The 26,974-nt window shown below is 50.0% G+C and carries 22 protein-coding genes; 18 read left to right on the top strand and 4 right to left on the bottom strand.

What is annotated here, in order from left to right:
• Positions 1-9: 9 nt before the first annotated feature.
• From scfB to C1A11_RS03390, 11 genes are all read left to right on the top strand, one after another.
• On the top strand, positions 10-1,383 hold the full coding sequence (gene scfB, locus C1A11_RS03440) for a thioether cross-link-forming SCIFF peptide maturase (RefSeq protein WP_102049005.1): 1,374 nt from the start codon (positions 10-12) through the stop codon (positions 1,381-1,383).
• A 3-nt stretch (positions 1,384-1,386) separates the two neighbouring features.
• Positions 1,387-2,751 (top strand): aminotransferase class I/II-fold pyridoxal phosphate-dependent enzyme, encoded by a 1,365-nt coding sequence (locus tag C1A11_RS03435; protein ID WP_102049004.1) that lies wholly within the window; start codon positions 1,387-1,389, stop codon positions 2,749-2,751.
• Positions 2,752-2,983: 232 nt separating this feature from the next.
• Positions 2,984-4,261 (top strand): nickel-dependent lactate racemase family protein, encoded by a 1,278-nt coding sequence (locus C1A11_RS03430; RefSeq protein ID WP_102049003.1) that lies wholly within the window; start codon positions 2,984-2,986, stop codon positions 4,259-4,261.
• 70 nt (positions 4,262-4,331) lie between these two features.
• Positions 4,332-5,486 carry an aminotransferase class I/II-fold pyridoxal phosphate-dependent enzyme gene (locus C1A11_RS03425; RefSeq protein WP_102049236.1) on the top strand — a complete coding sequence of 385 codons (1,155 nt, stop codon included), beginning with the start codon at positions 4,332-4,334 and terminating at the stop codon, positions 5,484-5,486.
• 147 nt (positions 5,487-5,633) lie between these two features.
• A complete protein-coding gene (locus tag C1A11_RS03420; protein WP_102049002.1) occupies positions 5,634-6,485 on the top strand; it encodes a transporter substrate-binding domain-containing protein in 852 nt (283 codons plus the stop codon).
• 109 nt (positions 6,486-6,594) lie between these two features.
• Positions 6,595-7,296 carry an amino acid ABC transporter permease gene (locus C1A11_RS03415; protein WP_242965801.1) on the top strand — a complete coding sequence of 234 codons (702 nt, stop codon included), beginning with the start codon at positions 6,595-6,597 and terminating at the stop codon, positions 7,294-7,296.
• A 1-nt stretch (position 7,297) separates the two neighbouring features.
• Positions 7,298-8,020: an ATP-binding cassette domain-containing protein gene (locus C1A11_RS03410; RefSeq protein WP_102049235.1), complete on the top strand. Its 723-nt coding sequence runs from the start codon at positions 7,298-7,300 to the stop codon at positions 8,018-8,020.
• A gap of 240 nt (positions 8,021-8,260) precedes the next feature.
• The gene (locus C1A11_RS03405; RefSeq protein ID WP_102049001.1) at positions 8,261-9,199 is read left to right on the top strand and encodes an HD domain-containing phosphohydrolase; all 939 of its coding nucleotides are present in this window, start codon (positions 8,261-8,263) and stop codon (positions 9,197-9,199) included.
• Positions 9,196-10,071: an alpha/beta fold hydrolase gene (locus tag C1A11_RS03400; RefSeq protein ID WP_102049000.1), complete on the top strand. Its 876-nt coding sequence runs from the start codon at positions 9,196-9,198 to the stop codon at positions 10,069-10,071. Before C1A11_RS03405 ends, C1A11_RS03400 begins: the two co-directional genes overlap by 4 nt.
• Before the next feature lie 175 nt (positions 10,072-10,246).
• A complete protein-coding gene (gene trxA, locus C1A11_RS03395; RefSeq protein ID WP_102048999.1) occupies positions 10,247-10,558 on the top strand; it encodes a thioredoxin in 312 nt (103 codons plus the stop codon).
• 80 nt (positions 10,559-10,638) lie between these two features.
• Positions 10,639-13,080, top strand: coding sequence for a DsrE/DsrF/DrsH-like family protein (locus tag C1A11_RS03390; RefSeq protein ID WP_102048998.1), 2,442 nt, complete (start codon positions 10,639-10,641; stop codon positions 13,078-13,080).
• A 62-nt stretch (positions 13,081-13,142) separates the two neighbouring features.
• Here C1A11_RS03390 and C1A11_RS03385 read toward each other — a convergent pair whose 3' ends face one another.
• Positions 13,143-13,817 (bottom strand): Crp/Fnr family transcriptional regulator, encoded by a 675-nt coding sequence (locus C1A11_RS03385; protein WP_102048997.1) that lies wholly within the window; start codon positions 13,815-13,817, stop codon positions 13,143-13,145.
• A gap of 223 nt (positions 13,818-14,040) precedes the next feature.
• Between C1A11_RS03385 and C1A11_RS03380 the strand changes: the two genes are divergently transcribed.
• From C1A11_RS03380 to C1A11_RS03370, 3 genes are all read left to right on the top strand, one after another.
• Positions 14,041-14,709, top strand: coding sequence for a cytochrome c biogenesis CcdA family protein (locus C1A11_RS03380; RefSeq protein ID WP_102048996.1), 669 nt, complete (start codon positions 14,041-14,043; stop codon positions 14,707-14,709).
• Positions 14,710-14,763: 54 nt separating this feature from the next.
• The gene (locus tag C1A11_RS03375) at positions 14,764-15,345 is read left to right on the top strand and encodes a TlpA family protein disulfide reductase (RefSeq protein WP_102048995.1); all 582 of its coding nucleotides are present in this window, start codon (positions 14,764-14,766) and stop codon (positions 15,343-15,345) included.
• Positions 15,346-15,478: 133 nt separating this feature from the next.
• On the top strand, positions 15,479-16,030 hold the full coding sequence (locus C1A11_RS03370; protein ID WP_102048994.1) for a GNAT family N-acetyltransferase: 552 nt from the start codon (positions 15,479-15,481) through the stop codon (positions 16,028-16,030).
• Positions 16,031-16,103: 73 nt separating this feature from the next.
• On the opposite strand, the gene C1A11_RS03365 is transcribed toward C1A11_RS03370, so the two are convergent.
• A complete protein-coding gene (locus C1A11_RS03365; RefSeq protein ID WP_180950228.1) occupies positions 16,104-17,921 on the bottom strand; it encodes a CvpA family protein in 1,818 nt (605 codons plus the stop codon).
• Between the two features lie 296 nt (positions 17,922-18,217).
• Between C1A11_RS03365 and proB the strand changes: the two genes are divergently transcribed.
• The 3 genes from proB to C1A11_RS03350 all read left to right on the top strand — a co-directional run bounded on the left by proB (position 18,218) and on the right by C1A11_RS03350 (position 21,152).
• On the top strand, positions 18,218-18,979 hold the full coding sequence (proB, locus tag C1A11_RS03360) for a glutamate 5-kinase (protein WP_102048993.1): 762 nt from the start codon (positions 18,218-18,220) through the stop codon (positions 18,977-18,979).
• A gap of 70 nt (positions 18,980-19,049) precedes the next feature.
• Complete coding sequence (locus tag C1A11_RS03355) at positions 19,050-20,285, top strand: glutamate-5-semialdehyde dehydrogenase (RefSeq protein WP_102048992.1); 1,236 nt, start codon at positions 19,050-19,052, stop codon at positions 20,283-20,285.
• A gap of 57 nt (positions 20,286-20,342) precedes the next feature.
• Entirely contained in the window at positions 20,343-21,152 is an 810-nt protein-coding gene (locus C1A11_RS03350) for a hypothetical protein (protein WP_102048991.1), read from the top strand.
• A 149-nt stretch (positions 21,153-21,301) separates the two neighbouring features.
• On the opposite strand, the gene C1A11_RS03345 is transcribed toward C1A11_RS03350, so the two are convergent.
• Entirely contained in the window at positions 21,302-22,885 is a 1,584-nt protein-coding gene (locus C1A11_RS03345) for a peptide ABC transporter substrate-binding protein (RefSeq protein WP_102048990.1), read from the bottom strand.
• A 191-nt stretch (positions 22,886-23,076) separates the two neighbouring features.
• On the opposite strand from C1A11_RS03345, the gene C1A11_RS03340 reads away from it, so the two are divergent.
• On the top strand, positions 23,077-24,027 hold the full coding sequence (locus tag C1A11_RS03340) for an AEC family transporter (RefSeq protein WP_102048989.1): 951 nt from the start codon (positions 23,077-23,079) through the stop codon (positions 24,025-24,027).
• Positions 24,028-24,627: 600 nt separating this feature from the next.
• Here C1A11_RS03340 and C1A11_RS03330 read toward each other — a convergent pair.
• Complete coding sequence (locus tag C1A11_RS03330) at positions 24,628-26,703, bottom strand: glutamine synthetase III family protein (protein WP_102048987.1); 2,076 nt, start codon at positions 26,701-26,703, stop codon at positions 24,628-24,630.
• Positions 26,704-26,974: the final 271 nt, after the last annotated feature.

Here is a 26,974-nt window from a genome sequence, read left to right as displayed (position 1 = left end):
GAAACAAAGATGGTTCATCAATATCAACTCAACGGATATAATATCGTTCTCGATACCTGCAGCGGCGCTGTTCACGTGGTGGACGAAGTGGCTTATGACATGATTGCTCTTTACAGCACCACCCCGCGTGAGGAAATTGTTGCAGCGATGCTTCAGAAATACGCAGACCGCGCCGATGTTACCCGCGAAGAGCTTGCCGCCTGCTATGAAGACATTGAAACACTGAAAAATGACAAAAAACTGTTCACCGAGGATACTTATGCCGACCTCGCGTTTGACTTTAAAAATAAAAATGAGGTCGTGAAGGCCCTTTGCCTGCACGTGGCCCACACCTGCAACCTCAACTGCTCGTACTGCTTTGCCAGCCAGGGCAAATATCAGGGCGACCGTGCACTGATGAGCTTTGAAGTTGGCAAGCAGGCGCTTGATTTTCTTATCGCTCATTCCGGCACACGTACCAATCTTGAGGTGGATTTCTTCGGCGGCGAACCGCTGATGAACTGGGATGTAGTAAAACAGCTGGTGGCTTATGCCCGTGAGCAGGAACCGATTCATCACAAGAAATTTCGTTTCACCCTTACCACCAATGGTGTTCTGATTGATGACGATGTGATTGAATTTGCGAACAAAGAGATGCACAACGTAGTGTTGAGCCTTGACGGACGCAAAGAAGTACATGACCGCCTGCGTGTGAACTACGCTGGCGAAGGCAGCTATGACACCATTGTGCCCAAGTTTAAAAAGCTGGTGGAAAGCCGCGGCGGCAAAGGCTACTATATGCGCGGCACATTTACCCACGCCAATGTGGATTTTACGAACGACATTTTCCACATGGCCGATATGGGCTTTACCGAGCTGAGCATGGAGCCGGTTGTTTGTGCTCCCGAAGACCCGTATGCACTGACAGAGCAAGATTTGCCGGAGCTGTTCCGCCAGTATGAGCTGCTTGCGACTGAAATGCTAAAACGTAAAAAAGAGGGCCACGGCTTTACTTTTTATCATTACATGATCGACCTTACCCACGGCCCTTGCATTTACAAACGCATTTCTGGCTGTGGCTCCGGTACCGAATATATGGCCGTTACCCCCTGGGGCGAGCTTTACCCCTGCCACCAGTTTGTTGGCGATGAAAAATACAGCATGGGCAACATTTGGGATGGCGTCACCAATACCGCGGTGCGCGATGAGTTTAAACAGTGCAATGCCTATGCACGCCCTGAGTGCAAAGATTGCTGGGCAAAACTGTATTGCTCTGGTGGCTGTGCCGCAAACGCTTATCACGCAACCGGCAGCATTACGGGCATCTATGAGTACGGCTGTGAGCTGTTTAAAAAACGCATGGAATGTGCCATCATGATGAAAGTGGCAGAAAGTGAAGTCTAGGCAATGACGACACCAATCTGGGATTTTGTGCAGCGCTATCAGAAAGCGGAAACTTCTCGCCTGCATATGCCAGGCCATAAGGGCGCGGTACAGCTGGGCTGCGAGCCGTGGGATATCACTGAAATAAGGGGTGCAGATGCACTTTACGAGGCTGACGGTATTATTGCCGAAAGCGAGCGCAATGCAACGGCACTTTTTGGTACGGCGCACACCTTTTATTCTACAGAAGGTTCTTCTCAGTGCATTCGCGCAATGCTTTCGCTTGCTGTTAGCCGTGCGGCGCGCAGAGGAGATGCGCCGCGCATTTTAGCGGCACGCAATGTGCACAAAACCTTTATTTATGCCTGTGCGTTGCTGGATGCCGAGGTCTGCTGGCTATACCCGTCAACTCCGGGCGGCCTTTGCAGCTGCCCCATTACCCCGGCCGAGCTAAAAGCAGCACTGGCAGAAGAACAGATGCGCCCGGCGGCTGTCTATGTGACTTCGCCCGATTACCTTGGCCAGCAGCAAGACATTGCCGGCCTTGCCAAAGTGTGTGCGGCGTACGACGTGCCACTTTTGGTAGACAATGCACATGGGGCTTACCTCAAGTTTTTGCCGCAGTCTGCACATCCTATCGACCTCGGCGCAGCGGCGTGCTGCGATTCGGGGCATAAAACGCTGCCCGTACTGACGGGAGGCGCCTATTTGCAGATTGGGCACACCTGCCCGGAATGGGTGGCAGAGGCACGCAGCGCGTTGGCGCTGTTCGGCTCTACCAGCCCCTCTTACCTCATTTTGCAGTCGCTTGACCTTTGTAATCGTGCCTTGGCACAGGATTACCCTGAGCGTCTGCAACGCTGCGCAGACCGTCTGGTAGGGCTGTGCGAACAACTGCAAAAGACAGGTTGTGCCGTGCGCCAAACGGAGCCGCTGAAACTGGTTGTGGACGCAGCGCAGATGGGATATACCGGCTATGAGCTTGCAGATTTGCTGCGCGCAGGAGCGGTGGAATGCGAATTTGCCGATGCAGACCAGCTGGTGCTGATGGCAACGCCATACAATACGGAGCTTGATTTTATCCGTATAGAAAAGGCACTTGCGATGCTCAAAGTAAAACCGGCGCGGGCGCCGATTGCATTTGATTTTGCGCCTGCCAAATGCTGCATGACGCTGCGCGAGGCTGTTTTTGCCCCTCATGAGCAGCTGCCGGTACAGCAGGCGGTTGGCCGCATTTGCGGTAGCCCCACAGTTTCTTGCCCGCCTGCGGTGCCAATTGCGGTCAGCGGCGAGATATTGACCCTTACGCATGCTGCTTTGTTTGAGCGTTACCACATCACAACGGTAGAAGTGGTTGCGAAAGGCTTTACCGCTGACCGAACAAAATAGCTTTGGTTTGATTTTATAAAACAGGACTTCTCTTTTTGTACTTTAAGACGAAAAGGCGAAGCCCTGTTTTTGCTTTATTTTTGCGAAAATTAACTTGTGGGTAATTGAAAATCTAAGAATTGTTGTATATACTTGCATTATATACATAATTGCGCTAATATAATGTATAAAACAAACATCTATAATGCGCTTAGATAAAATAAAGGCGTAGCAAAGAAAGGCATGGGAAAGATTGAAAAACTATCACTTTGAATATGGCCGCGGAGCAGTAGAACTTCCGCTGGAAGAAGCTGGCGTCCTTGCGGAGCTAAAAGGGAATGAGATTCCTCCCATTGAAGATATTAAAAAGGCACTTTATGCTTCTCTTAACAACGCCATCGACGCACCGCCGCTTCGGGAGTATGCAAAAAAAGGAGACAAGCTCGCGCTTGTCGTTAGCGATATGTCTCGTTTTTGGATGCGGCAAGACCTTGTGATACCGCATCTCATTACTTATTTAAATGAAGAATGCAGCGTGCCTGATGAAGATATCGTCATTGTTATCGCGAATGGTACGCACATCGGTGGCCCCGAAGGGGAGCTTCGCCAGCTAGTCACCGCTGAAATCTACGATAGGGTACAAGTTGTCAACCATGATTGCCTTGCCGAAGACCTTGTTTATATCGGTACTACTTCGCGCGGCACCCGGGTTTCCATCAACCCGTATGTTGCCACCCGCAAAGTTATCTGTGTAGGGGCGGCAACGCAGCATGTCATGGCAGGTTTTGGTGGCGGACGCAAAAGTATCCTGCCGGGCGTTGCTTCGATGGAAGCGATTCGCCAGAATCATGCCCATTCGTTGGACCCGCTTGCACCGCGCTCTAACCCGCTGATTGGCGTAGGCGTATTGCCGGGCAACCCTCTTAATGAGGATATGTGCGAAGCAGCGGCAATGGTGCCGGAACTTTTCATCATCAACCTGGTGATGAATGCAGAAATGAAGCTGGCTTATCTTTTTTCGGGCCACTGGCTGCACGCATGGCAACGGGCCTGCGATGCCGCAGAGCGCATTTACGAGGTGCCGATTGCTGAAAAAGCAGATGTGGTTATCACCAGCTGCGGCGGCTACCCAAAAGATATGTCTCTCTATCAGGGCAGCAAGGTAATCGACAATGTGGAATCCGCACTGAAACCCGGTGGAACATTGGTGCTGCTGATGCAGTGCTGTGAAGGCGGTGGTGCAGCCGAATATTTCGACTGGCTGAAGCCGCTGAAAGAGGGCACGCTGGATGCTACGCTGCGTGAGCGCTTTACCATCCCCGGTTATATCTTTTATCTAAACTGCGAGCAGGCTCAGCGTTATCGTATTGTCATGCTTTCAGATATTGCAAAGCAGGATGTTGCGGCGATGGGCATGACTGCTTACGACAACACCGAAGACCTTATGGCAGCGCTGGATTTGGACGGCAAGAGCATTTACGTGATTCCTAACGGCTCTACGGTAATCCCAAAGCTGGCCTCTCGCGTTTAATCGATTATAAAATACGAATTTGGCCAAAGGCATGCAAATAAGCACCATGCCGGGCAGAAAAGAGATTTTTATGAAGCACAAACAGATAGCAAAACGTTTTTGGCAGAGCGGCGCCACCCCGATGCAGACAGCGGCAGATGCCTCGGAGCGGTATGATGATCTCATCAACTTATCCATTGGTGATACGGATTTTATCACAGACGAGCGCATTATTCATGCCGCGATGGAAGATGCGTTGGCAGGCCACACCAAATATACCAACCCGCAAGGCGACCCGGAATTGATTGAAGCGATCCAGAATTTTTACCGGGCTGAATATGAGATGAATCTCGCGAAAAATCAAATCTTTGTCACCACTTCCAGCTGCATGGGCATGGAGCTGGTGTTGATGACGATTCTTGACCCGGAGGACGAGGTGCTTTTGTTTTCTCCCTACTTTACACCCTACAAGCAGCAGGTAGAGCTTGCACTGGGCTGTGCGGTAGAGGTGGAAACCAGCGAAGAAGATGGATTTGAAATCCGCGAGGATCGCTTGCGTGCGGCCATTACGCCGAAAACCAAGGCACTCATCCTCAATAACCCCTGCAACCCCACCGGTGCCGCTTACGATATGGAATGCTACCAGATGATTGCAAGCATAGCAAACGAGTTTGACCTGATAGTAATCTGCGATGAAATTTACACTGATTACATGTACGAAATGCCTTTTGTGCCGTTTCGTTCATTGCCCGGCATGGCCGAGCGCACCGTCACGCTCAATAGCTTTTCGAAAAATTACATGATGACGGGTTGGCGCATCGGCTATATTGTGGCCGAGCCGCACCTCACAGCAACGATGAAGAGCATCAACGAAAATATGGTCTACGCAGCACCCTCTGTTTCGCAGCGTGCTGCACTGCATGCATTGGGACTGCATAAAGAATTAAAGAAAATATACACCGAAGAGTATAAAAACCGTGTATATTATGCAGCAAAACGTATTAACCAACTGCCATATGCTTCGGTATTGGCCCCGCGCGGTACCTTTTACCTGTTTATGAACATCAAAAAGACAGGGCTGACCTCCGCTGAGTTTTGTGCCCGCGCAATGGAAGAAGCGCACGTGGCGATGATTCCGGGAAATGCCTTTGGTAAAGCGGGAGAAGGCTATGTCCGTATTGCTTGTACCACCGGCACTGCAACGCTGGAAAAAGCGTTTAATCGGTTAGCAAAGCTTGCGTTTTGACGGTGTCGACCAGGGCGAGAGCGCAAGGTTTTGTATAGAATCACAAATATGTATATTTTTTCATAAAATGCTTTACAAACTTTTAAAGAAGTGTATAATAATACACAAGAGATAAAGATACAAACAAGCATCACAGGAGGAACTGTTATGAAAAAATTACTTACTGTAGCCCTTGCAATGGCAATGGCGCTTTCCCTCGTCGCTTGCGGCGGTTCTGCATCCAGCGCTCCGGCAGCTTCTGCACCCGCTTCCAGCGCTGCTGCTTCGGCAGAAGAAAGCCTGGTAGAAAAAATTAAAGCAAAAGGCAAACTGGTTGTCGGCACCGAGGCCCAGTATGCACCGTTTGAATTTAAAGATGAAAAAGCACAGTTCGCTGGCTGCGACATCTGGCTCGCTCAGCAGATTGCTGACGAACTGGGTGTAAAACTGGAAGTTACAGACATGGCTTTCGACGGTATCATTCCGGCAGTCAAATCCGGCCAAGTGGATATCGGCATTGCAGCTTTCACCGTTACCCCGGAGCGTGCAGAAGAGATTGATTTCTCTAATGTGTACCAGCGCGACGAGCAGATGCTGATTGTCCAGAAAGGCAAAGAAGATACCTACACCACCAAAGAGTCTCTTGCAGGCCAGAAAATTGGCGCACAGAAAGGCACTGTCCAGTCTTTGCTCATCAAATCTGCTCTGCCCGATTCTGAGCTGTTTGAGCTTGCAAAATATCCCGCACTTGCCCTTGAAGTTGCCAACGGCAACATTGCAGGCCTTGTAGTAGACGGCGCAGTGGGCGAAGGCCTCATCTCCACCAACGATAAAATCGCTGTTGCAAACTTTAAGTTTGACCCGGCAGAAGCCAACTTTGGCAAAGCAGCCGTTATGGCCAAAGGCAGCGATGACCTCGCAGAAGTTGTAAACAAAGTTATTGACAAAGTGGTCGCAGACGGCTCTTTCGAAACCGCTTACAACGATGCAGTCGCTCTTTCCAAAACCCTGGGTATTTAACCTTAAAATAAAACAGTCACTAAGCTCATCCTTGCACACGAAAGTGTGCAAGGATTGGCTTGTCTAAAGCGGTAGGCGCGTTTTCGCCAAACCGGCAGAAAGGGAAAATATGGATTTTGTATTTTTTGACCGCATGGCGAAGCTGCTGTCGCGGTACCAAAGCTTCTTTTTAGAAGGTGTGCAGAATACACTTATCATTGCGTTTTTCGCAGTGTTGTTCGGCACTGTGCTTGGTACGTTGGTCGCTGTAATGCGCATGAGCAACGTAAAGCCGCTGCGCTGGGTGGCAACCGCCTACATAGAGTTTATCCGCGGCACACCATTGATGATTCAGCTTATGTTTATCTTCTACGGCCTGCCGATGACAGGTATCCAGATTCCTGACATTGGCTTTATTCCAAACTTTCCGCGCTTTGCAGCCGGCATCTTTGCAATGAGCCTCAACAGCTGCGCATATGTGGCTGAAATCATTCGTTCCGGCATCCAATCAGTAGACCGTGGCCAGATGGAAGCGGCGCGCTCGCTGGGCTTTAAGCAGTCGCAGACGATGAAGATGGTGATTCTGCCACAGGCAATCAAAAACATTCTGCCTGCGCTTGGCAACGAGTTTGTCACGGTTATCAAAGAATCCTCGATTGTTTCGGTTATCGGCATTGCAGACCTGATGTTCCGCACCAACGATGTTATCGCTATCACATACATTCAGCTGGAATCGCTGGCCATTGCGGCTATCATCTACTTCATTTTGACCTTCTCTACCTCGAGATTGATTGCGTTCGCAGAAAGGAAAATGGCAAATGGAAACAAATAGCCTGATTGAAGTCCGCAGACTCGTAAAAAACTTTGGTAAGCTGACCGTGTTAAACGGTATCGATACCGAAATCCACAAAGGTGAAGTTGTAGCAGTTATCGGCCCGTCCGGCTCTGGCAAAAGTACCTTTTTGCGCTGCATGAACCTGCTCGAAATCCCGAGCGAAGGCGAAATTGTCTTTGAGGGCGTGAATATCTGTGACAAAAAGACAGACATCAACCAGCACCGGCAAAAAATCGGTATGGTGTTTCAGCAGTTTAACCTGTTTAATAACATGACAGTGCTGGACAATATCACAGCGGCGCCCATCAAAATTAAAAAAATGTCGAAAGCACAAGCGGAACAGCTTGCCCATGAGCTGCTGGCCAAAGTAGGCTTGGAAGAAAAGGCGACTTCGTATCCAAGTCAGCTTTCCGGCGGGCAAAAACAGCGCGTTGCAATTGTGCGTGCACTGGCAATGAACCCGGACGTTATGCTGTTTGACGAGCCTACAAGTGCGCTGGACCCCGAGATGGTCGGCGAAGTGCTTGAGGTTATGCGCGGCCTTGCCGAAAGCGGCATGACGATGGTGGTGGTTACCCACGAGATGGGTTTTGCCCGAGAAGTTGCCGACCGGGTTATCTTCATCAGCGACGGAAAAATTGGTGAAGATAAGCCATCTTCAGAGTTTTTTATAAATCCGGAAAATCCGCGTTTGAAGGATTTTCTATCGAAAGTGCTCTAATAAAAAGCCTTGGCATCAAAATTGCCAAGGCTTTTTTTATCCACCTAAATAATAAGCAGATGAAATAGATCAGTATTATTATCTTGCAATTTATATTAAAATAGTAGGAAAAATATGGTAATATAAAATTATAGGAAAAACAGGGTATCGCCCGAAAAAGACGAAATGCGGTTCCGTTATTAGAAATTAAAACCACATCATCTATAAAAATAACGCCAATAGCAAAGAAGAGGTTGCAGCATGAAAGGACTTACCATAAGGCTCAATGGAGATTATCTAGCCCATACCCATAGCATTGAACAGGGTAATTGTGCACGCCAAATGATTAGTGTGCAGGGTATGGAAATGGTGTTTTATTCTATGCCGCAAGGGGTTCAGGGTGGTTTTCAAGAGTTGGAATGCCCGGGTGAAACTGAGGCGTATTATATTTTATCTGGCCGTATTAAACTGTTACCGCAGGGAGAGCCGGAAATTACGCTCGGCCCCGGAGACATTTTTTATTTTACCGAAAACGAAACATTGCTGCCGTTTCACGTACTGGATCCGTTGCAGATGATTCTATTTAGCAACGAAAGCCGATTTGAGCAGGATGCCGAAACCAACCGGGCGCTTTTGGATGTAATGGAAGCGCTGCAAGAAATAGACGGGGACACACGCATGCACTGCGACAGGGTGCGAAAACTTGCCATGCGGATTGCACGAGAGATGAACTACCCAGCCAGCGGTTTGCATGATTTGTTTTTTGCAGCTCGTTTCCACGATGTGGGCAAATGCAAGGTGCCGAAAGAGATACTAATTAAACCGGCCAGGCTGGATGAAAAAGAATACGAAATGATGAAGGAACATGCTGCAATTTCAGCAGAAATGGTTCGCCCCGTGTTTGGGGATGAAATTGCACGCATTGTAAAAGAGCACCACGAAAGGCCGGATGGCAAAGGTTACCCGGAGGGGCTTACCGCAACACAAATTCATCCTGCTGCGGCCATCATTGCGGTGGCGGATTCTTACGATGCCATGGTCACCGTGCGGCCTTATAACAAAGGTAAAACCCCCACCGAAGCAGCAGTAGAACTCAGACGCTGCGCCGGTGTGCAGTTCGACGATAAATGTGTAGAAGCGCTGTGTTGCTATCTACAGCGCAAAGGCCTTATAAAAAGTGAAGGGCGGGGAAATGCATGAGAGAACAGCAGATACATACAACACTGGGGCAGGTGCACCTGTATGAAGCGGGGGAAGGCAGCACTACGGTAATGCTGCTGCACGGCGCAGGGCTAGACTCTGCAATGCTCTCCTGGGCAGAGGTAATGCCGCTGCTTGCCCAGCATTGCCGTGTGATAGCGGTAGATTTGCCGGGCTACGGCAAGAGCGACCGGGCAGTCGGGTTTGCAGGCCCGGAGTTTTACGGAAAGCACCTTTCGGCACTGCACCAGGTTGTGCAGCAGCTAAAGCTTGAGCAATTTGTACTGGCGGGCCTTTCGATGGGCGGTGCGCTTGCCATTGGCTATGCATTGGCATATCCGGACGAGATAACAGCACTCGTGCCGGTAGATTCTTGGGGGCTCGTAGGCAAGATGCCGATGCACAGATTTTACCACTGGTATGTAAACACAGGTTTGATGAAAACATCTTACCGGTGGATGGCGCAATCAAACTTTCTGGTACGTTGGAGCATTACCTCCAGTTTACTGGGAGATAAGAGTAAGGTAAGCGAAACACTTGTGCAGCAGCTGAAAGAACTTTGCGGCGCAGAAGGGGCAGAAAGCGCCATGCAGGATTTTCAGCGCAGCTCGCTAACCAAAACCAGCGCAGTGCCGGATTATCGGGCAAAGCTTTCGCAGTTGCAGATGCCGGTGTTATTTGTGCAGGGCGACAAAGACCCATTGGTGCCAACAGCAGAGGTAAAGCAAGCAGCTGCAAGCTGCAATGCTACGCTGCACCTTATGGCCGGGTGCAAGCACTGGGCCCCGAAAGAGCGGCCCGAAGAGTTTGTTTCAGTTTTATGGAAATGGCTTAACAGCCTTTCACCAGTAAAGTCGAAAGCTATCGATTAAATGAAAAACAAGGTATCAGCAAGCGGTGAATCTGCTGCGGGTGCCTTGTTTTTTTATTTTTTGTGGTATGTGATGTAATCACAGATGCAGCCTTGCAAAACGGATATACTAAAAACATCAAGAAAAACCTCTTTAACAACACATAACGGCATTGCCGAATAAAGGAGAAATAAATATGTCTGTGATTACGCTTACAAAAGATAATTTCGAAACCGAAGTTTTGAACGCTTCCCAGCCTGTTTTGGTAGACTTTTGGGCGAGCTGGTGTGGCCCGTGCAAAATGCTTTCACCCGTGGTAGATGAACTTGCCAAAGAGCAAAACGCAGTGAAAGTAGGCAAAATTAATGTAGATGAACAGCCGATGCTGGCATCAGCTTTCAATGTAATGAGCATCCCCACGTTGCTGCTTTTTAAAGATGGCAAAGTGACCGGCACCTCGGTTGGCGTAAAGCCCAAGGCTGCTCTGCAAAGTTTTATCAACCAGTAAGCTGCTTGGCAGCAAAGCAGGTAAGCGGTAGCCGTTTGCCTGCTTCGTCTTGTTTTGAACAAATAACCGGAGGGACAACAATGGAACATACGAAAAAGGTTTTGATTGTCGGCGGTGTTGCAGGCGGCGCCTCTGCTGCTGCACGTTTACGCAGACTGGATGAAAAGGCTGAAATTGTTTTATTTGAAAAAGGCGAGTATATCTCGTTTGCAAACTGTGGTTTGCCGTATTACATCGGCGGTGAAATTACGCAAAAATCGGCACTTACCTTGCAAACCCCGCAAAGCTTTTATGCCCGTTTTGCAGTAGATGTGCGCACCCGGCAAGAGGTGACGGCAATTGACCGCAGCAAAAAAGAAGTAAAGGTGAAAAACCACTCCACCGGAGAAATTTATACCGAAAGCTATGACAAATTGATTCTTTCGCCCGGTGCAGAGCCGGTGCGCCCCAACCTGCCGGGTCTTACAGGAGATTGGGTTTTCACACTACGCAGTATCCCGGACACCTACCGCATTCGCGAATTTATCGATACCCATCACCCCAAACGCGCCGTGGTGGTCGGCGGCGGCTTTATTGGCGTAGAGATGGCCGAAAACTTGACTGCCGCAGGGGTGGCCGTTACGCTGGTAGAGATGAGCGATCAAGTAATTGCACCGCTTGATCCCGAAATGGCACGAGAAGTGGAAGCACATATGACGGCCAAAGGGGTAACGCTGCGGCTGGGTGCATCGCTGGAGGGCGTGCGGGAAACTGAAAAAGACCTCGCTGTTAAAGTTTCGGGCACAGAGATGACAGCTGACTTTGTGATACTGGCCATTGGCGTGCGACCTGAAAGTGCGCTGGCACGTGATGCAGGACTTAGCGTCAATGAGCGAGGCGCCATTATTGTAGATGATGAGATGCACACCTCTGATCCGGATATTTTTGCGGTGGGCGATGCGATTGCCATCAAAGATTTCGTTACCGGGCAGCCGGGATATGTACCGCTCGCGGGCCCTGCCAACAAGCAGGGGCGTATTGCGGCGGATAACATCTGCGGCCTGCACAAAAGCTACCGTGGTACGCAGGGCTCTTCGGTGCTGAAGGTATTTGACTTGACCGTTGCGGCGACGGGACTGAATGAAAAAGCCGCCAAGCGTGCAGGCGTTGCGTACGATAAAATGTACACCTACTCCGCCAATCATGCCGGCTACTATCCGGGCGCGGTTAATATGTCCATCAAGACCCTGTTTGAAAAAGAAACCGGTAAAATTTTAGGCGCTCAAGTCGTTGGCTATGACGGCGTAGACAAACGCTGTGACGTATTTGCAACTGCCATTCGTGCCGGAATGACGGCATATGACCTGACCGAGCTGGAGCTTTGCTATGCGCCGCCTTATGGCTCTGCCAAAGACCCGGTAAATATGGCTGGCTTTGCGATAGAAAACGTCCTTACCGGAAAGGTCAAACAGTTCCACTGGCATGATGTTGCTGCGTTGCCGCAGGATGGCAGTGTGACTTTGCTGGATACCCGCACCCCGCTGGAATACGCAAACGGCTCATTGCCTGGGTTCATCAATATTCCACTTGATGAATTGCGCGACCGCTTGCAGGAGCTGGATGCTACAAAGCCAGTTTATCTGACTTGCCAGATTGGTTTGCGTGGCTATATCGGGTCCAGAATTCTTTCTCAAAATGGGTTTGACGTTTATAACCTGAGTGGTGGTTATCGGCTGTATCATTCCATTTTTGGCAAAGCGCCGACTTCTTTGCCTAAGGCGCCCACGCCGAAAATTGAGCACATTGGGGCTACTGCAGAGGTGAAAAAACTGGATGCCTGCGGCCTGCAATGCCCCGGACCTATCGTGCGGCTTTCGGGTGCACTCGAAGAAGCGGCGCCCGGCCAGATGATTGAAATTTCCACCACAGACCCTGCGTTTGCAAGTGATCTCGAAGGGTTTTGCCGCCGTACCGGCAATGAATTTTGCGGCATGCAAAGCGAAAAAGGTGTCTGTGTTGCCCGGGTGCGTAAAGCTGCGGCCTGCCCAGTTAAGCCGGCGGGCGAGATGGAAAAAGACAAAAAGAACATTATTGTGTTCTCAGGGGATCTGGATAAGGCAATTGCATCTTTCATTATCGCAAATGCCGCAGCTGCCATGGGGCGCAAGGTGAGCATGTTCTTCACTTTTTGGGGCCTTAATGTGCTGCGCAAACCCGAAAAAGTGCATGTCAAAAAAGATTTTATGTCTACCATGTTTGGAAAGATGATGCCGCGCGGCTCTAAAAAATTAGGGCTTTCTAAAATGAACATGGGCGGTATGGGCGCAAAGATGATTCGCGGCGTAATGCAAAACAAAAATATCTCCAGCCTTGAAGATCTGATTCACTTAGCTCAACAAAACGGTGTTGAGCTGGTGGCCTGCTCGATGAGTATGGACGTCATGGGAATTACCCCGGCGGAACTTATCGACGGCGTGAAACTGGGCGGTGCGGCCGCAATGATTGCGAATGCCGAAGAATCCGATATGTCCCTGTTTATCTAAAATAAAGAAAAAGCACCCGGCTTTTTGCAAAGCCGGGTGCTTTTATTTTTTGTTGGTTCATATTAAATAAGTTCGCGCAGGCGCTTTTTGTCGAGGATTTTCACCCCGCCACGCGATAGCTCTACCAATCCTTCGCCAGCGAAGTATTTCAGCATACGGGTGACAACCTCTCGTGCGCTGCCCATATATTTGGCAATCTGCTCATGGGTGAGATGAATGGTATCTTCGCCGGTTTTTGCTACTTCGTCAATCAAAAAGATGGCAAGACGGCGATCAAAACTCATAAACAAAATCTGCTGCATCGCCCACATTACGTCCGAAAAACGTGCGCTGACAATCTGCAAGCCGAAGTTTTCAGCGTAAACATTATGCTCAGAAAGCGTGCGAAAAGCAGCAGCATTGATTTGGTATAGCTCGGTATCTTCTTCTGCGTCGATGGCAACGTCAAAGGTGATTGCATTCAGCACGCAAGAAGCTGCGAGAATACAGGTATCCCCGGCAAAAAGCCGATACAGGGTAATCTCCCGGCCTTCATCAGAAAGCATATATACCCGCAGCTGGCCAGAACGAACGAGCAATATGCCAAGGCAGTCATCGCCGCCGCTGTGTACCGTTTGCCCTTTTTTATAGCTGGCTTCATTTGTGCTTTCACACAGCAGATTGCGCTCTTCTTCCGACAGATGCTCCCAAAAAGAAAAACGCTGTGCAAACAGCGCTTTGCAGCGTTCGCAAACCATAATCCCACTCCTTTATCGCCCTGCTGATTTTCTCGCAGCGGGCCAATTTCCTATAAAACTACTGTGATTTACCTTATTATAACCTCTTTCACATATTTCGGCAACAATTAAATGTTAGTGACAAAGTTACAGAAATAAAAGTAAAAATGCGGCATAATAAAAATAATAAATATGTGCCACGCACAGAAAGGAGCGGCTGCCCTGCGCAGGCCTAAGGCTGTATATGGAATATTTAATCTCATTTTTGGAGGGCATCATTACTTTCATTTCACCCTGTTTACTGCCGATGCTCCCAATTTATCTGGTTTATTTTGCAGGCGGGGGACAAACCAGCACCCACAAAACCCTGACCAATGCGGTTGGGTTTATTGCCGGGTTTACCACGCTGTTTGTTTTGCTTGGCGCAGCCGCTGCATCGCTGGGGGGAGTGCTTTCCCGACATCAAACAGCGGTAAACATTGTAACAGGGCTTATTGTCATTATCTTTGGGCTTAACTTTATGGGCGTGCTCAAAATAGGCTTTTTAAATGCAAACCGCAAGCTGCAAACCACAATGCGCCCCGTGGGCTTTTTCTCTTCGGCACTGTTTGGCATGGTGTTTTCTATCGGCTGGACACCTTGCGTCGGTGCGTTCCTCGGCTCTGCGCTGATGCTGGCTTCTCAGCAGGGCTCGGTAGTAAAAGGTGTGTTCATGCTGTTGGCGTACTCGCTGGGGCTTGGGGTACCGTTTTTGCTTAGTGCTCTGCTGATTGAACGGCTAAAAGCTACCTTCGACTGGATTAAAAACAACTACCGCATTATCAACCTGATCTGTGGCGGCTTGCTCGTGTTGGTTGGCGTATTGATGATGACGGGCACCATGGGGAAACTTCTTGCGGTGCTGAGCTTCTAGCGCTTCGGCAGATAAAACTCTGCTGTGTATTTGTAAAAGAAAGTGAGCAATTTTATGGAAGATAAGAAGAAAACGTTGCTGATTGTATTGGTTTTGGTTTTACTGCTTTTGATAGCAGGGCTTGGATACAGTATTTTAAAACCGCGCTATGCCAATGACACACTGACAAAACCAAGTGCCGGAGCCGCCTCGTCAGAAAACGCCAGCAGCCAGCAGCTGCAGCCCGCTCCCAGTTTTACAGTGTATGATGCAAAAGGTAATGCCGTAACGCTGGATTCGCTAAAAGGCAAGCCTATTGTACTGAACTTCTGGGCCAGCTGGTGCGGCCCGTGCAAAAGTGAAATGCCGGATTTTGAAAAAGTATATGCAGAATATAAGGATAAAGTTCATTTTGCCATGGTTAACATGACGGATGGGCAGCGCGAAACGCAGGAAAAAGCGCAGGCACATATTGATAAAGAAGGTTTTACTTTCCCGGTTTATTTTGACCTTGACCTGGACGCGGCAAAAACCTACGGTGTTTCTGCAATCCCTGCCACATACGTCATTGATGCTGACGGTAACCTTGTGGCCTATGCCAATGGCACCATCTCAAGCGAGGCGCTTATCGGTGCGCTGGATAATATTTTAAAATAATGCATGGCCTTTTGGCCAAAATAAAACAGCACCTACCGCCGTGGGTGCTGTTTTGTGCTGTAAGAGTATCGAGTTGTTTCTTGCGCCACTTTTTGCTATACTTGCAAAAACGAAGCGCATAGGAGGGATTACGATGCGGCTTGAAACGGAGCGGCTTTGCCTGCGCCCTTGGCGACAGGACGATGCCGATGAACTTTACGAACTTGCAAAAGACCCGCGCGTTGGACCCGCAGCAGGCTGGCCAGTCCATACCAGCGTAGAAAATAGCCGCCAGATTATCCGCGAAGTGCTCTCTGCAGAGGGTACTTTTGCAGTAGAGCTGAAAAAAGAAGGCAGGGTGGTTGGCAGTATAGGGCTGATGCGAAGGGAGCAAAGCAACCTTTCGATTGGAGCGAACGAAGCCGAAATTGGCTACTGGGTTGGTGTGCCATATTGGGAGCAGGGTATTATTCCCGAAGCAGTGCGTGAGCTGCTTCGGTATGGTTTTGAGGAGCTTGCGCTTGATTGCATCTGGTGCGGCTACTTTGAGGGTAATGAAAAATCCCGCCGGGTGCAAGAAAAGTGCGGGTTTTGTTTTCAACGTACCGAAAAAGAGAAACCTTGGCCGCTTACAGGAGAAATACACACGGAGCATATCACCTGCATTACCAAAGAGGACTGGCGAAAAAACATTAAGAAAAACTAAAACAAAAGGTACCTGCAACTTTAGGTTGCAGGTACCTTTTTACATATGTGGTTTACAGAGCAAAAACAACCGCTTATGCAGGCTGTTTGGTTGCTTCGGGTGCGGGGGAAGCACTTGCTTCCGGCTGGGGCTGTGCGGTCGGAGCCGGGCTTGCCTCAGGTGCCGGGCTTGCCTCAGGCGCGGGGGTGGCTTCCGGTGCCGGAGTTGCGGCAGGGGCAGAGGCACCAGCGCGCTCGATGGAAGTGCCGACCAGAATCTCGCCGCCCGCATCGCCAATGAAGTGCAGCTTTACGTCATCGCCCACATTGAGGATAACGGCAAGCTCATTCTCTTTGGCAGAGATTGCGTAGTAGCTGTTAGAGCTGTCAAGCTTGATATAGTAGTAGGTGTCGCCCTCAAGCACAGCCTCACGTTTTTCGATGATTTTGCCGACAGCATCGGTGGTGGAGATGATTTCTTCACTGGTGATGTTGTTCTGCAAAAGCAGTTTTCGGTAATTTTCCTGGCATTCTACAACAGTTTGCCCGGTGGCAACAATTTGGTACTGGCGCACGTTGACCATGGCGTACATTTTTACAAGGCCGGCGTCATCTTTCAGTGCCATAAAGTAGGTGGGCTCTTTGTTGATGTTGAGCAGCAGCGGGAAAGTTGCGCTGTAGTTAAGGTGCTGCACCACACCCTGTGCGGAAGACATTGCGGAATACTCCTCCGCACCAGCAATCTTGTAGTATTTGGTTTCTTTGGTTCGCTGGTTAGAGAGGATGAAACCAACGTTAGACTGATCGCCGGTAACCGAGGTGATGCCGGTGTACATATAAACGTCATCGCCAATAACAATGTAGTTATAACCTTTGGTGGTTACGGTTACATCTTTCTGGCCGAAGATGGAGTTGAGGAAACCGTTGTGGTACTGGCCGTAGTAATCATACTGCTGCACAATCAGCTCAGCGGTATAAACGCGGTCTACCCAGTTCGGCACATCGGCAGAATCGTAATAAGTGGATTCACCGGTGATGGCGTTGACCAGCACTGCGCCGTCGATATCACGACCGCCGAACAGGCCAATCGTCATGGTTACGCGCGGGCAAATCCAGTACGGGGTGCCATCTTCATCAATTTCAAAAGTCGGTGCGTCGAACATAAAGCCGGGGTAAGCAAAACGCAGGTGACGGTAAAGGTTACGGGAGAAATGCTCGTTGGGGGTGTATTTCATGCCCTCTTCCAAACGAACAACCTCTACATTCTGGGTCACCATGTCGATGAGGATATAGGCGGGCAGACCCTCAGAACGGTTGTTGAACCATTTAATGAGGTCACCGTATACCAGCGGAGCAACACGCACCGGGCGGCCATTGTAGTTGATTTGAGTGTTGTCGGAGGAAACCTCAAACTGGCTTACCATATCAGAAAGCTCGCCAAGTTTACGGTCGCCCAGTTTTTCAGCACTTGCACGGTCCAGCATGGGAATCTGGTCATACGAAGCCTCTTTTACATCGGCTGCAAAATCGCCATTTTCGATGGGCAGCAGCTCGCTGTACGCACCGGCGCGCAGAATGACGCTGGAAAGCAAGGTGCCGACCAACAGCAAAACAACCAGCAAAACGCAGATGCCAAGCGGGATGCGGCAATGGTTTTTGACGGATTTGAAGAAGTCTGCTTCACCCCTTAGCTTCCAAATGCCGGAGGTGATAATGGCGGTAAAGCAGTAGACTGCCGCCAAGATAAACAGAAAGACGTAAAAATCCTCATTGTGGAAGTTGAGTGCCGGCAACTTAAAGTAAAAGTATACCAGCCCAAATACCAGCGTTACGCCAAGGTTGATTAGTATTTTAAGAAAACCACCCTTGTGAGGAGTAACGTCAATGGGGCCCTGGTCTTTGCCAAAATTCATTTACGATGACCTGTCCTTTCCGGAAACGCAGTGCTGTTTTCAGCCGCGCCCCTCGCCGCAAAATGCGACAGAATTGTTGTAGTAAGTAATTATAGAGGATTTTTGGAGAAATTTCAATGAATGGACTGTAAACAATAGTCTGCCCGAAAAAAAGTGTGCGCAAGCCCCCAAAGCGACGCTGGTTTACCGCTATCTTCTTTTTGCGTTTTTGCTTTGCTTATGCTATACTATACTTATTTTAAAGCAAAGAGGGGCGCTGCATATCGCGGCAATTAAACTGTAGAGGAGTTGTATCAATGCGTATTGTTGTTAAAGTCGGTACGTCCACCCTGGCGCACAGCACGGGAAGGCTGAATATCCGCCGTGTGGAATCGCTTTGCAAGATTTTGTCGGACATTAAAAACAGCGGCATCGAGGTTATTTTGGTATCTTCGGGTGCCATTGGCGTAGGTGCGGGCAAACTGGGTCTTACCGAGCGACCAGCCGATATTCCGGGCAAACAGGCAGCAGCAGCAGTAGGCCAGTGCGAGCTGATGTATGTATACGACCGACAATTTGCACACTACAACCATGCAACAGCGCAGCTTCTCATCACCGGGTATGACATTGAAAATGAACATCACCGTGTGAACATTGAAAATACGCTGCAGCGCCTTTTAGATTACCGCGTGCTGCCCATCATCAACGAAAACGACACCGTTGCTACCGAAGAAATTCAAATCGGCGATAACGATACACTTTCTGCGATTGTGGCCACCCTCGCAAAAGCAGATCTTTTGATTTTGCTGAGCGATATTGAGGGCCTGTATGATGCCAACCCGAAAACGCACCCGGATGCAAATCTGATCCCCTATGTGCCGGAAATTACCGACGACATTGTGGCGCTTGCAGGCGGTGCCGGCTCGGCATTTGGTACAGGTGGCATGGAAACCAAGCTGCGCGCGGGTAAAATTGTCAACGGCGCAGGAATCCCGATGATTATTATGGACGGCCGCCAGCCGGAACTGCTGTATGATGCAGTAGAAGGAAAACAGGTGGGAACCCGTTTTGGTAAATAGAGTGCGAATTTTTTGCCCAAACTGAGCGAAAGCGTACTTTTTCTTGAAACTCCAGGAAAGGAACAGAACTATGAGCATAAAACCGCTGCTCGAGCGGGCAGTTGCTGTAAAAAAGCAAATTGCCTCCGCTGACACAACGAAAAAAAATGAACTTTTGCGAGCGATGAGCGCTGCGCTGCGCGCGCAAAAAGCAGATATTCTTGCCGCGAACGCGGAAGACTTGGAAGCCGCACGGCAGACGATTGGCGAAGTCATGCTGGACCGCCTGCGCTTGACAGACGAGCGCATCGAAGGCATGGCTGCCGGTATAGAAGCCGTCGCGGAATTGCCCGACCCCACCAGGCGCGTGCTGAAAACAGTCACACGCCCAAACGGGCTGCGCATTGAAAAAACCGCTGTGCCTTACGGCGTTATTGGCATTATTTATGAAAGCCGCCCCAACGTTACGGCAGATGCCGCAGCGCTTTGCCTCAAGGCAGGCAGCGTATGTGTGCTGCGCGGCGGCAAAGAGGCGATCTGCAGCAATAAGGCGATTGTAAAAGCACTGCGCAGCGGTGCAAAAGCGGTAGGGCTGGATGAGGACATCATCTGCCTGGTGACCGACACCACCCGTGACAGCGCCAATGAGCTGATGCGTGCAGCGGGTTATGTTGACCTGCTGATTCCGCGCGGCGGGGCCGGATTAATCCGCGCCTGTGTGGAAAATGCGCTGGTGCCTTGCATTGAAACAGGTACTGGTATTTGCCATATTTACGTAGATGCTGCCGCCGACCTTGAAAAAGCGGCACGCATTTTGGAAAATGCCAAAACCAGCCGTCCGAGCGTATGCAACGCCGCAGAGGTTTGCCTGGTGCACAGTGCAGTGGCAGAGCAATTTTTGCCGATGGCAGAAAAAGTGCTTGGCGCACACAATGTGGAACTGCACCTTTGCCCGAGAGCTGCAAAAATTATTTCGGGCATTCCTGCAAATGAACACGATTTTGACACAGAATTTTTGGATTATAAGATGAGTGTTCGCGTTGTGGATTCGGAAGAGAAAGCGATTGCACACATTGCACAGCACTCTACCCACCACAGCGATGTTATCATCACAGAAAACGAAGCGGCAGCGGCACAGTTTGTGGCCGAGGTCGATTCGGCGGCAGTCTATGTGAATGCCTCCACCCGGTTTACCGATGGCGGAGAGTTTGGTCTGGGCTGCGAAATGGGTATCTCCACCCAAAAAATGGGCGCTCGTGGCCCGATGGGTTTGGAAGAAATCTCTACCTACAAATACATCATCTACGGCAACGGACAGGTGCGCTGAACCCTGCCGCAGAGGAAATGGGGAAAGCGTCCCCACAGAAAGGAATGGACAATACTCATGGCATGGAAACGTCAAACCAAAGAAGAGCATATGCGCATGCGTCGCAGACGCCGCCGCCAATTGATTGGAGGAATTCTCTCCGTTTTGATCGTGGTCGGTGCAGTTACCCTCGTTGGTGCGTTGGGGCGCAACGTGGCAAAGCTGTTTGACAACACCAAAGAAAAAGAGAGCTATCAAAAACTGCTTGCCCCGCTCGTCATGCTGGATCCCGTCCCGTTTGATTCGCTGGAAACGGCAGACCAGAATATGCTGCTGCAAACCGCAATTTGGGAAACCATTTATAACGAAGATATTTCGAAGTATGACCGCGACGAGCTGGGCACCTTGATTTTGCCGACCGTAGACATCGACAAAAACGCAGCACTGCTCTTTGGCAAAGGCTATAAGTTGCAGCACGCTTCGTTCAACGCCAGCGGCATGGATTTCGTTTATAACGAAGAAACCAAAAGCTACTTGATTCCCGTTACCGGCACCACCGGTTCCTACACGCCGCAGGTAGAGCATATCCGCAGCAGTGTAAAAGAAAAACGCGTTACCGTGGGTTATCTGGCCCCGCCGATGGGCTTCTCGATGGACGGTGCTACCGACAACACGAAACCTGTCAAATACTATGACTTCATCTTTACTCGTCAGGACGATGGATATTACCTTTCTGCGATGAAGGAAAGCGAAAAGAAAGCCGAAGGCCAGACTACTGCTGTTTCTTCTTCTGCACCCAACCAAGGTGATATTGCAGGCGAGATCATGCAAAAGGCAGAGGCGGCAGCCAGCGCTAACTCGGCTGCATCCTCCACCCCGGCAGCATAATTTGTTCTATCAAAAAAGGAGCGGACTGCTTTTTGCAGTGCGCTCCTTTTTATTGGTTTGCGCGCCTGTGGGGGTACTGGCCACCGCTGCGCGATAAAGAAAATAGCCCAGCAAAAAGAGGACACCAGTTTTTGGCGTCCTCTTTTAATTTAGGATTTAAAAACAGCGGAGCTTACATCGAGTACCGGGCCAAATGGGTCTGCCACAAGGCCAGAAAGTTTAGCACTGGTGAAAAAGCTGGAGGTTTGGAACTTGAGAGGGGCCACAGGGGCCTGCCACAGCAGCTCTTTTTCTGCTGCAATATAAGCACGGCTTTGGGTATTGCCCGTAGCAAGAAAAGCCTGCGACAGCAGCGCATCGAATTCAGCATCATTAAAACCGGTAACGTTCGCTGCATTGCCGGTCATAAATTGCTGAAGCAAAGCGGCAGGGTCGTTTTCGGTCACCGTATAGGGGTAAAGAGCAATGTCATATTTACCTGTTGCCATCCGCTTTTCAATCTCTTCTAAAGACAAGGTTTCAATAGAGAAAAATGCGCCCAGCTCTTTTTGCCAGCCCTGGTTTACCGCCCGGAACAGCTCTTCGTAGTTGCTGCCCTCCGGCACGAGAACCGTAACGCCGGATAGCTTGCTGGCATTTACTTCTGCTAAGCCAAGCTGGTAGGTGGCATAGCGCTGTGCTGCAGCAATGTCTGGCAGGGCATTGCCTGCCGCTTCGCGGAAGCCCTCGCCCTCTAAGGTGATACTGCCGGGGATAAGCCCTGTAGCATTTACCAAAGCCGTTTGCTGGACGAGAGCCGCAGAAGCAGAGGCGCTGGCAGAGAGGGCACGACGTATCGAAGCGCTGGAAAGATAGCGGTCTGCACAGTTAAAGAACAAAGCACAGGTGCCGTTTTCAAAATTTTGCTGAACAAATCCTTTTTTCGCAAGCTGATCAATTTCGCTTGGCGAGGTAATAACAGCAGCATCCTGCATGCCATCCATCAAGCGCTCAAAGCCGGTTTTGTCGCCGTTTTCCGGAATGATACGCAGTCGAGTGACTTCGCCGGATTCGGCCTCGCCGGAGCGCCTTAGCGTGAGGCCATTGGTGTCGCCCCAACCGGAGAGGTAAAATGGCCCGTTACCAATGATAGATTTTAAAGTCAGCCCGTAGGTGCCGGCTGCGTCTTCAAAGAAATCTTTGTTGCAGGGCATGGCACCATTGCTGGCGAGTTTTAGCAAAAAACCGTCATCAGGCTCGATCAAACGAATTTCCAGCTGGGTGGCAGAGATGGCACGCACACCTAAGGTTTTGGGGTCCGCCTGCCCGTTTAGAATTTCGCGCGCGCCACGGATGGCGAGAAAATTACGCGCATAGGGAGAGCCTGTTGTAGGGGAAACGGTACGCTGCAAGCCAAATACATAGTCTTGCGCTGTTACCGCAAAGCTGCGGTCTTTGCCGTCAGTAAAAACGTCGGTGCTGTCCAGTGTAAATGTGTAGGTCAGCCCATCCGATGAAATTTTAGTATCGGTGGCGGCATCGGGAATCGCCTGGCCCTCTGCATCGACGCGATAAAGACCGGAAAACAGATGTTTGACTGCGGAAAGTTCAGCCGAAGTAGATGCAAGCTGCGGATCCAGTGTTTTAATCGCAGTCTCGGTATAATATAAAAAATTAACTTCTTCTTTGCCGCAGCCGGCAAGTGAGAATAAAAGCACACAGCAAAGTGCGCAAAGTTTGAAACGCCGTTTCATGAACGCCTCCTGAGCAGTTTGGTTGCAATTGCAGATACGTGTTTATTGTAGCAAAAACGAGGTGGGAATACAACAACCACCAAAGTTTGCACACGATTAAAATAGAAATAAGGCATATTTTGTAAAAATTACTTTAAGATACCACTCCCGGATGGTAAAATAAAAACAATAAGAATGGGAGTATGTGAGCAATGAGTGAATTTATTTTCAGCCTAAACGCCACCCTGCCGGTATTTTTTGTAATGGTTTTAGGCTATGTGCTAATGCAAAAAGGTTTTTTGACCCAAGAATTTACCCGCGTGGCAGATAAACTGGTTTTTCAGGTTGTGTTGCCAACCCTGTTTTTTAAAAATGTATATGATGCCGATTTCAAAGAAATTGTCGACCCGCGGTTTATGCTGTTTTGTGTTTTTGGTACGTTAATCAGCTACGGCCTCTTTTGGTTGCTAACGGTTATATTTATGCAGGACCGCTCCCTCTGGGGCAGTTTTATACAGGGCAGCTGCCGTTCCAATGTCGCAATTCTCGGCGTTGCTTTTATCCAAAACATGTACGGCAATGCGGGACCGGCAGCAATTATGGTTGCGCTGGTGGTACCAATGGCCAATATCCTTTCGGTTATCATTTTAAGCGTTTATGATAACGAAGCGAAAGGACAGAGCCGCAAAGAGCTGATGCGCACCACTTGCCTTAACATTTGCAAAAACCCATTGATTCTCGCGTTACTTTTGGCACTTGTGGTTTCCGGCGTAGGTCTGCGGCTGCCCACAATGGTATACAAAACGGTTTCTAACGTTGCTGCGCTGGCTACTCCGCTCTCGCTTTTGGTACTCGGCGCAAGCTTTGGCGGTAAAGAAGCGCTTGCAAAACTGCGGCCCACGATGGTGGCTACTGTAATTCGCCTTGTACTGATTCCCGCTCTGCTGATGCCGGTGGCCATTGCTATGGGCTTTCGCGGGCAAGAACTTGCTACGTTGTTGATTATGGCGGGCGCACCGACTGCCGTCAGCAGTTACATCATGGCCAAGAATATGAACAATGACGGAGCGCTTGCCTCCAGCATTGTTGCTTCTACCACGCTGTTTGCTTCGGTTAGCCTTACGCTGTTTATCTTTGCCTTTAAAGTGCTCGGCTACCTGTAATATTAGATGGCATAGGGGGAATCTATCTTTATAAAATGCTGCGTTTTATAAGGCGGACCCAAGGGAACGGCGCCACGCAACCACTGACGCAGCCATTGGGAGAGAGCTTATCCGGTGTTGTGCGGACTGAGAACTTTTTTAGATATACGATAAGCAATTGCGCTGAGCAGCATCTGTCGCATCTGCCAATTTAATTGGGCACATTTTGGCTACTGCCAACAAGACAATATGCCGCAGCTCATCGAAGAAGCCCTGAAAAATGATTGCATCGTTTTGGCCACGCGCTTTGTTCATGGTGCTGCACCTGGCGATGAAAGCGTTTCTTGACCGATTGCGACTATCAACCCTGCAAAGGCGGTGCATCATCTAACCTAATAAAAATCCTTTACTTAGCACAAAAGACATTCCTGCTCTTGTCTATAGCATACCACTGATGCTGTTTATCATGCTGCTTTAGTCCGATTTTGTGCTTTTGTTGGTCAAAGCGGTTACTTTGGCTGATCTATAAGAGCAGACTGGTAAACGGAGATGGAAACGCAATAAAATTAAACCGGGGCACTGTCGCCGTTTGCGACGGTGCCCCGGTTTTTCGTACAAAAATTACAGGCCAAACAGCAGCTCCGCATAAGCGGGGAACGGCCAGCGGTCCGCTGGTACCAGCGTTTCTAGCTCATCGGCAGCCGCGCGCAGACGCTCCATCTCGCCGGTGCAAAGGGCGTGATAAGCCCGCGCATCTTCATGAGAGATAGTGTTCAGCTTGGTGCGCAGTCGTTCGCTTCGCTCGCCCACAGCGTCGGTAGCAGCCACCAGACGGCTTTGCAGGCGCACGCTTGCGTTGCTTGTCATACCGCTGCCCATGTTGTAGTAGTTAGAGCGAGCCACCTTGCCCAAAAACTCGACAGCCGAAGGCAAAATGCCGCGGTCGACCATTTCCAGCATAGTAGCTGCATCAATACGAATGGTTTTGGAATAGTGCTCGGTCAAGATTTCGTAGCGGCTATGGCACTCGCCTGGGGTGAAAACTTTGGTGCGTGCAAACATTTCTACGTTTTTGGGAGCGATAAAGGCATCCACAGCATCCACCATGCAAGAGATATTCGGCAAGCCACGGCGCTCAGCTTCGGCAGCCCATTCTTGCGAATAGTTGTTGCCGTTGAAAATAATCCGCCCATGCTCGTGGAAAACGCGGCGCACAATGTCGTAAACAGCAGCATGCTTATCCTGTGCAGTTTCCAGCTCTTCGGCATAGCTGCGCAGTGTATCGGCAACAATGGCGTTGATTACAGCGTTGACAAGACCGATACCCTGGCTGGAGCCGACCATACGGAACTCAAACTTGTTTCCGGTAAAAGCAAACGGAGAGGTACGGTTGCGGTCAGAATCGTCCAGCGTAAGCAGCGGAAGGCTTTTTACGCCGGTCAGCAATTTTTTGCGCTCGGCCGGGCTGGTTTCGTGGCTTTCTGCAATCGCTTCCAGCATACGGGTCAGCGGCTCGCCAAGGAATACCGAGATAATCGCAGGCGGTGCTTCGTTGCCGCCGAGGCGCTCGTCGTTGCCCGGGCAGGTAGCAGAAAGCCGAAGCATATCTGCATAGGTATCAACGGCTTGCAGTACCGCACACAAAAAGGTGAGGAACTCAAGGTTGTTGGCAGGATCTTTGCCGGGTTTAAAGATATTTCTGCCGCCGTCGGTGGAAAGCGACCAGTTGTTATGCTTACCGCTGCCGTTGATGCCCGCAAACGGTTTTTCGTGCAGGATGCAAGCCAGCCCGTGCCGCACTGCAACTTTACGCATCAGCTCCATCATGATCTGGTTATGGTCGCAGGCAACATTGCTGCCGGAGAAAACACTGGCCAGCTCATATTGGCCCGGTGCAACCTCATTGTGCTCGGTTTTAGCCGGTACGCCCAGCGCCCACAGCTCTTCGTCCAGCTCGCGCATAAAGGCACGCACGCGCTCGCCGATGCTGCCATAATAATGGTCCTCCAGCTCCTGGCCTTTCGGGGGCTTAGCGCCAAGCAAAGTACGGCCGCAGACTTTCAGGTCAAGGCGTTGCTCAAATAGTGCTTTGTCAACAAGAAAATATTCCTGCTCTGCGCCAACCGTGGAATGCACGGAAGACGTTTCGGTATCGCCGAGAGCACGCAGTACCCGCGTCGATTGTTTGTTGATGGCTTGCATACTGCGCAGCACAGGGGTTTTCTGGTCCAGTGATTCGCCGGTGTAAGCGCAGAAAGCAGTGGGAATGTACAGTGTAGTACCCAATACAAAAGCGGGGGAAGTCGGGTCCCACGTGGTGTAGCCGCGTGCTTCAAAGGTAGCGCGCAGGCCGCCGGAAGGAAAGCTGGAGGCGTCAGACTCGCCTTTAGAAAGCAGCTTGCCGGAAAAATTAAGCAGCGGTTCGCCAGCTTTTACGCCGTCGATAAAGCACTCGTGCTTGCCGCTGGAAGCGCCAATGATGGGGGCGAACCAGTGAATGTAATGGGTGGCGCCCAGCTCCATTGCCCAGGTTTTCATGGCATCTGCCACAATATCAGCAACAGCCGGGTCCCACTCGCTGCCTTCGTCGCGAATGCGGCGCATACTCTCATAAATATTTTCGGGCAGACGTGCGCGCATGACACGGTCATCGAACAAACGACATCCAAAATGCCGAGTCAAATCAATATTAGCCAAAAAAGTTCCCCCTCTTATCGTGCAAAAATGGTGGTGTTATTCCTGTAATAGATAATCGTTATATATTATAATTATAACATGAAAGTATTGTAGCATGGCGCGGGATATGCCGCAAGCAAGAAATCGAAAAAAAATCGCAATTGGCGAAACTTGTAAAGAACCGTCAAAAGACAGATACTTTAGATGAAAAATTTTGACGCATCGGTGGTTGCACCAGGGGGTGCTTCATACTATAATTAAATACATATCGCCAATAATGCTTATAAATAAA

This window comes from Pygmaiobacter massiliensis (genome assembly GCF_900199435.1).
Classification (GTDB): Bacteria; Bacillota; Clostridia; order Oscillospirales; family Ruminococcaceae; genus Pygmaiobacter; species Pygmaiobacter massiliensis.
Note: the sequence above shows the minus strand (reverse complement) of the source record. Positions and strands in the feature narration are given on the sequence as shown.

What these genes read in the sequence shown, in the direction of transcription:
- scfB (WP_102049005.1), top strand. Translation starts at nt 10, where the DNA reads ATGGTTCATCAATATCAACTCAACGGATATAATATCGTTCTCGATACC.
- C1A11_RS03435 (WP_102049004.1), top strand. Translation starts at nt 1,387, where the DNA reads ATGACGACACCAATCTGGGATTTTGTGCAGCGCTATCAGAAAGCGGAA.
- C1A11_RS03425 (WP_102049236.1), top strand. Translation starts at nt 4,332, where the DNA reads ATGAAGCACAAACAGATAGCAAAACGTTTTTGGCAGAGCGGCGCCACC.
- C1A11_RS03420 (WP_102049002.1), top strand. Translation starts at nt 5,634, where the DNA reads ATGAAAAAATTACTTACTGTAGCCCTTGCAATGGCAATGGCGCTTTCC.
- C1A11_RS03415 (WP_242965801.1), top strand. Translation starts at nt 6,595, where the DNA reads ATGGATTTTGTATTTTTTGACCGCATGGCGAAGCTGCTGTCGCGGTAC.
- C1A11_RS03405 (WP_102049001.1), top strand. Translation starts at nt 8,261, where the DNA reads ATGAAAGGACTTACCATAAGGCTCAATGGAGATTATCTAGCCCATACC.
- C1A11_RS03400 (WP_102049000.1), top strand. Translation starts at nt 9,196, where the DNA reads ATGAGAGAACAGCAGATACATACAACACTGGGGCAGGTGCACCTGTAT.
- trxA (WP_102048999.1), top strand. Translation starts at nt 10,247, where the DNA reads ATGTCTGTGATTACGCTTACAAAAGATAATTTCGAAACCGAAGTTTTG.
- C1A11_RS03390 (WP_102048998.1), top strand. Translation starts at nt 10,639, where the DNA reads ATGGAACATACGAAAAAGGTTTTGATTGTCGGCGGTGTTGCAGGCGGC.
- C1A11_RS03385 (WP_102048997.1), bottom strand. Translation starts at nt 13,817, where the DNA reads ATGGTTTGCGAACGCTGCAAAGCGCTGTTTGCACAGCGTTTTTCTTTT.
- C1A11_RS03380 (WP_102048996.1), top strand. Translation starts at nt 14,041, where the DNA reads ATGGAATATTTAATCTCATTTTTGGAGGGCATCATTACTTTCATTTCA.
- C1A11_RS03375 (WP_102048995.1), top strand. Translation starts at nt 14,764, where the DNA reads ATGGAAGATAAGAAGAAAACGTTGCTGATTGTATTGGTTTTGGTTTTA.
- C1A11_RS03370 (WP_102048994.1), top strand. Translation starts at nt 15,479, where the DNA reads ATGCGGCTTGAAACGGAGCGGCTTTGCCTGCGCCCTTGGCGACAGGAC.
- C1A11_RS03365 (WP_180950228.1), bottom strand. Translation starts at nt 17,921, where the DNA reads ATGAATTTTGGCAAAGACCAGGGCCCCATTGACGTTACTCCTCACAAG.
- proB (WP_102048993.1), top strand. Translation starts at nt 18,218, where the DNA reads ATGCGTATTGTTGTTAAAGTCGGTACGTCCACCCTGGCGCACAGCACG.
- C1A11_RS03355 (WP_102048992.1), top strand. Translation starts at nt 19,050, where the DNA reads ATGAGCATAAAACCGCTGCTCGAGCGGGCAGTTGCTGTAAAAAAGCAA.
- C1A11_RS03350 (WP_102048991.1), top strand. Translation starts at nt 20,343, where the DNA reads ATGGCATGGAAACGTCAAACCAAAGAAGAGCATATGCGCATGCGTCGC.
- C1A11_RS03345 (WP_102048990.1), bottom strand. Translation starts at nt 22,885, where the DNA reads ATGAAACGGCGTTTCAAACTTTGCGCACTTTGCTGTGTGCTTTTATTC.
- C1A11_RS03340 (WP_102048989.1), top strand. Translation starts at nt 23,077, where the DNA reads ATGAGTGAATTTATTTTCAGCCTAAACGCCACCCTGCCGGTATTTTTT.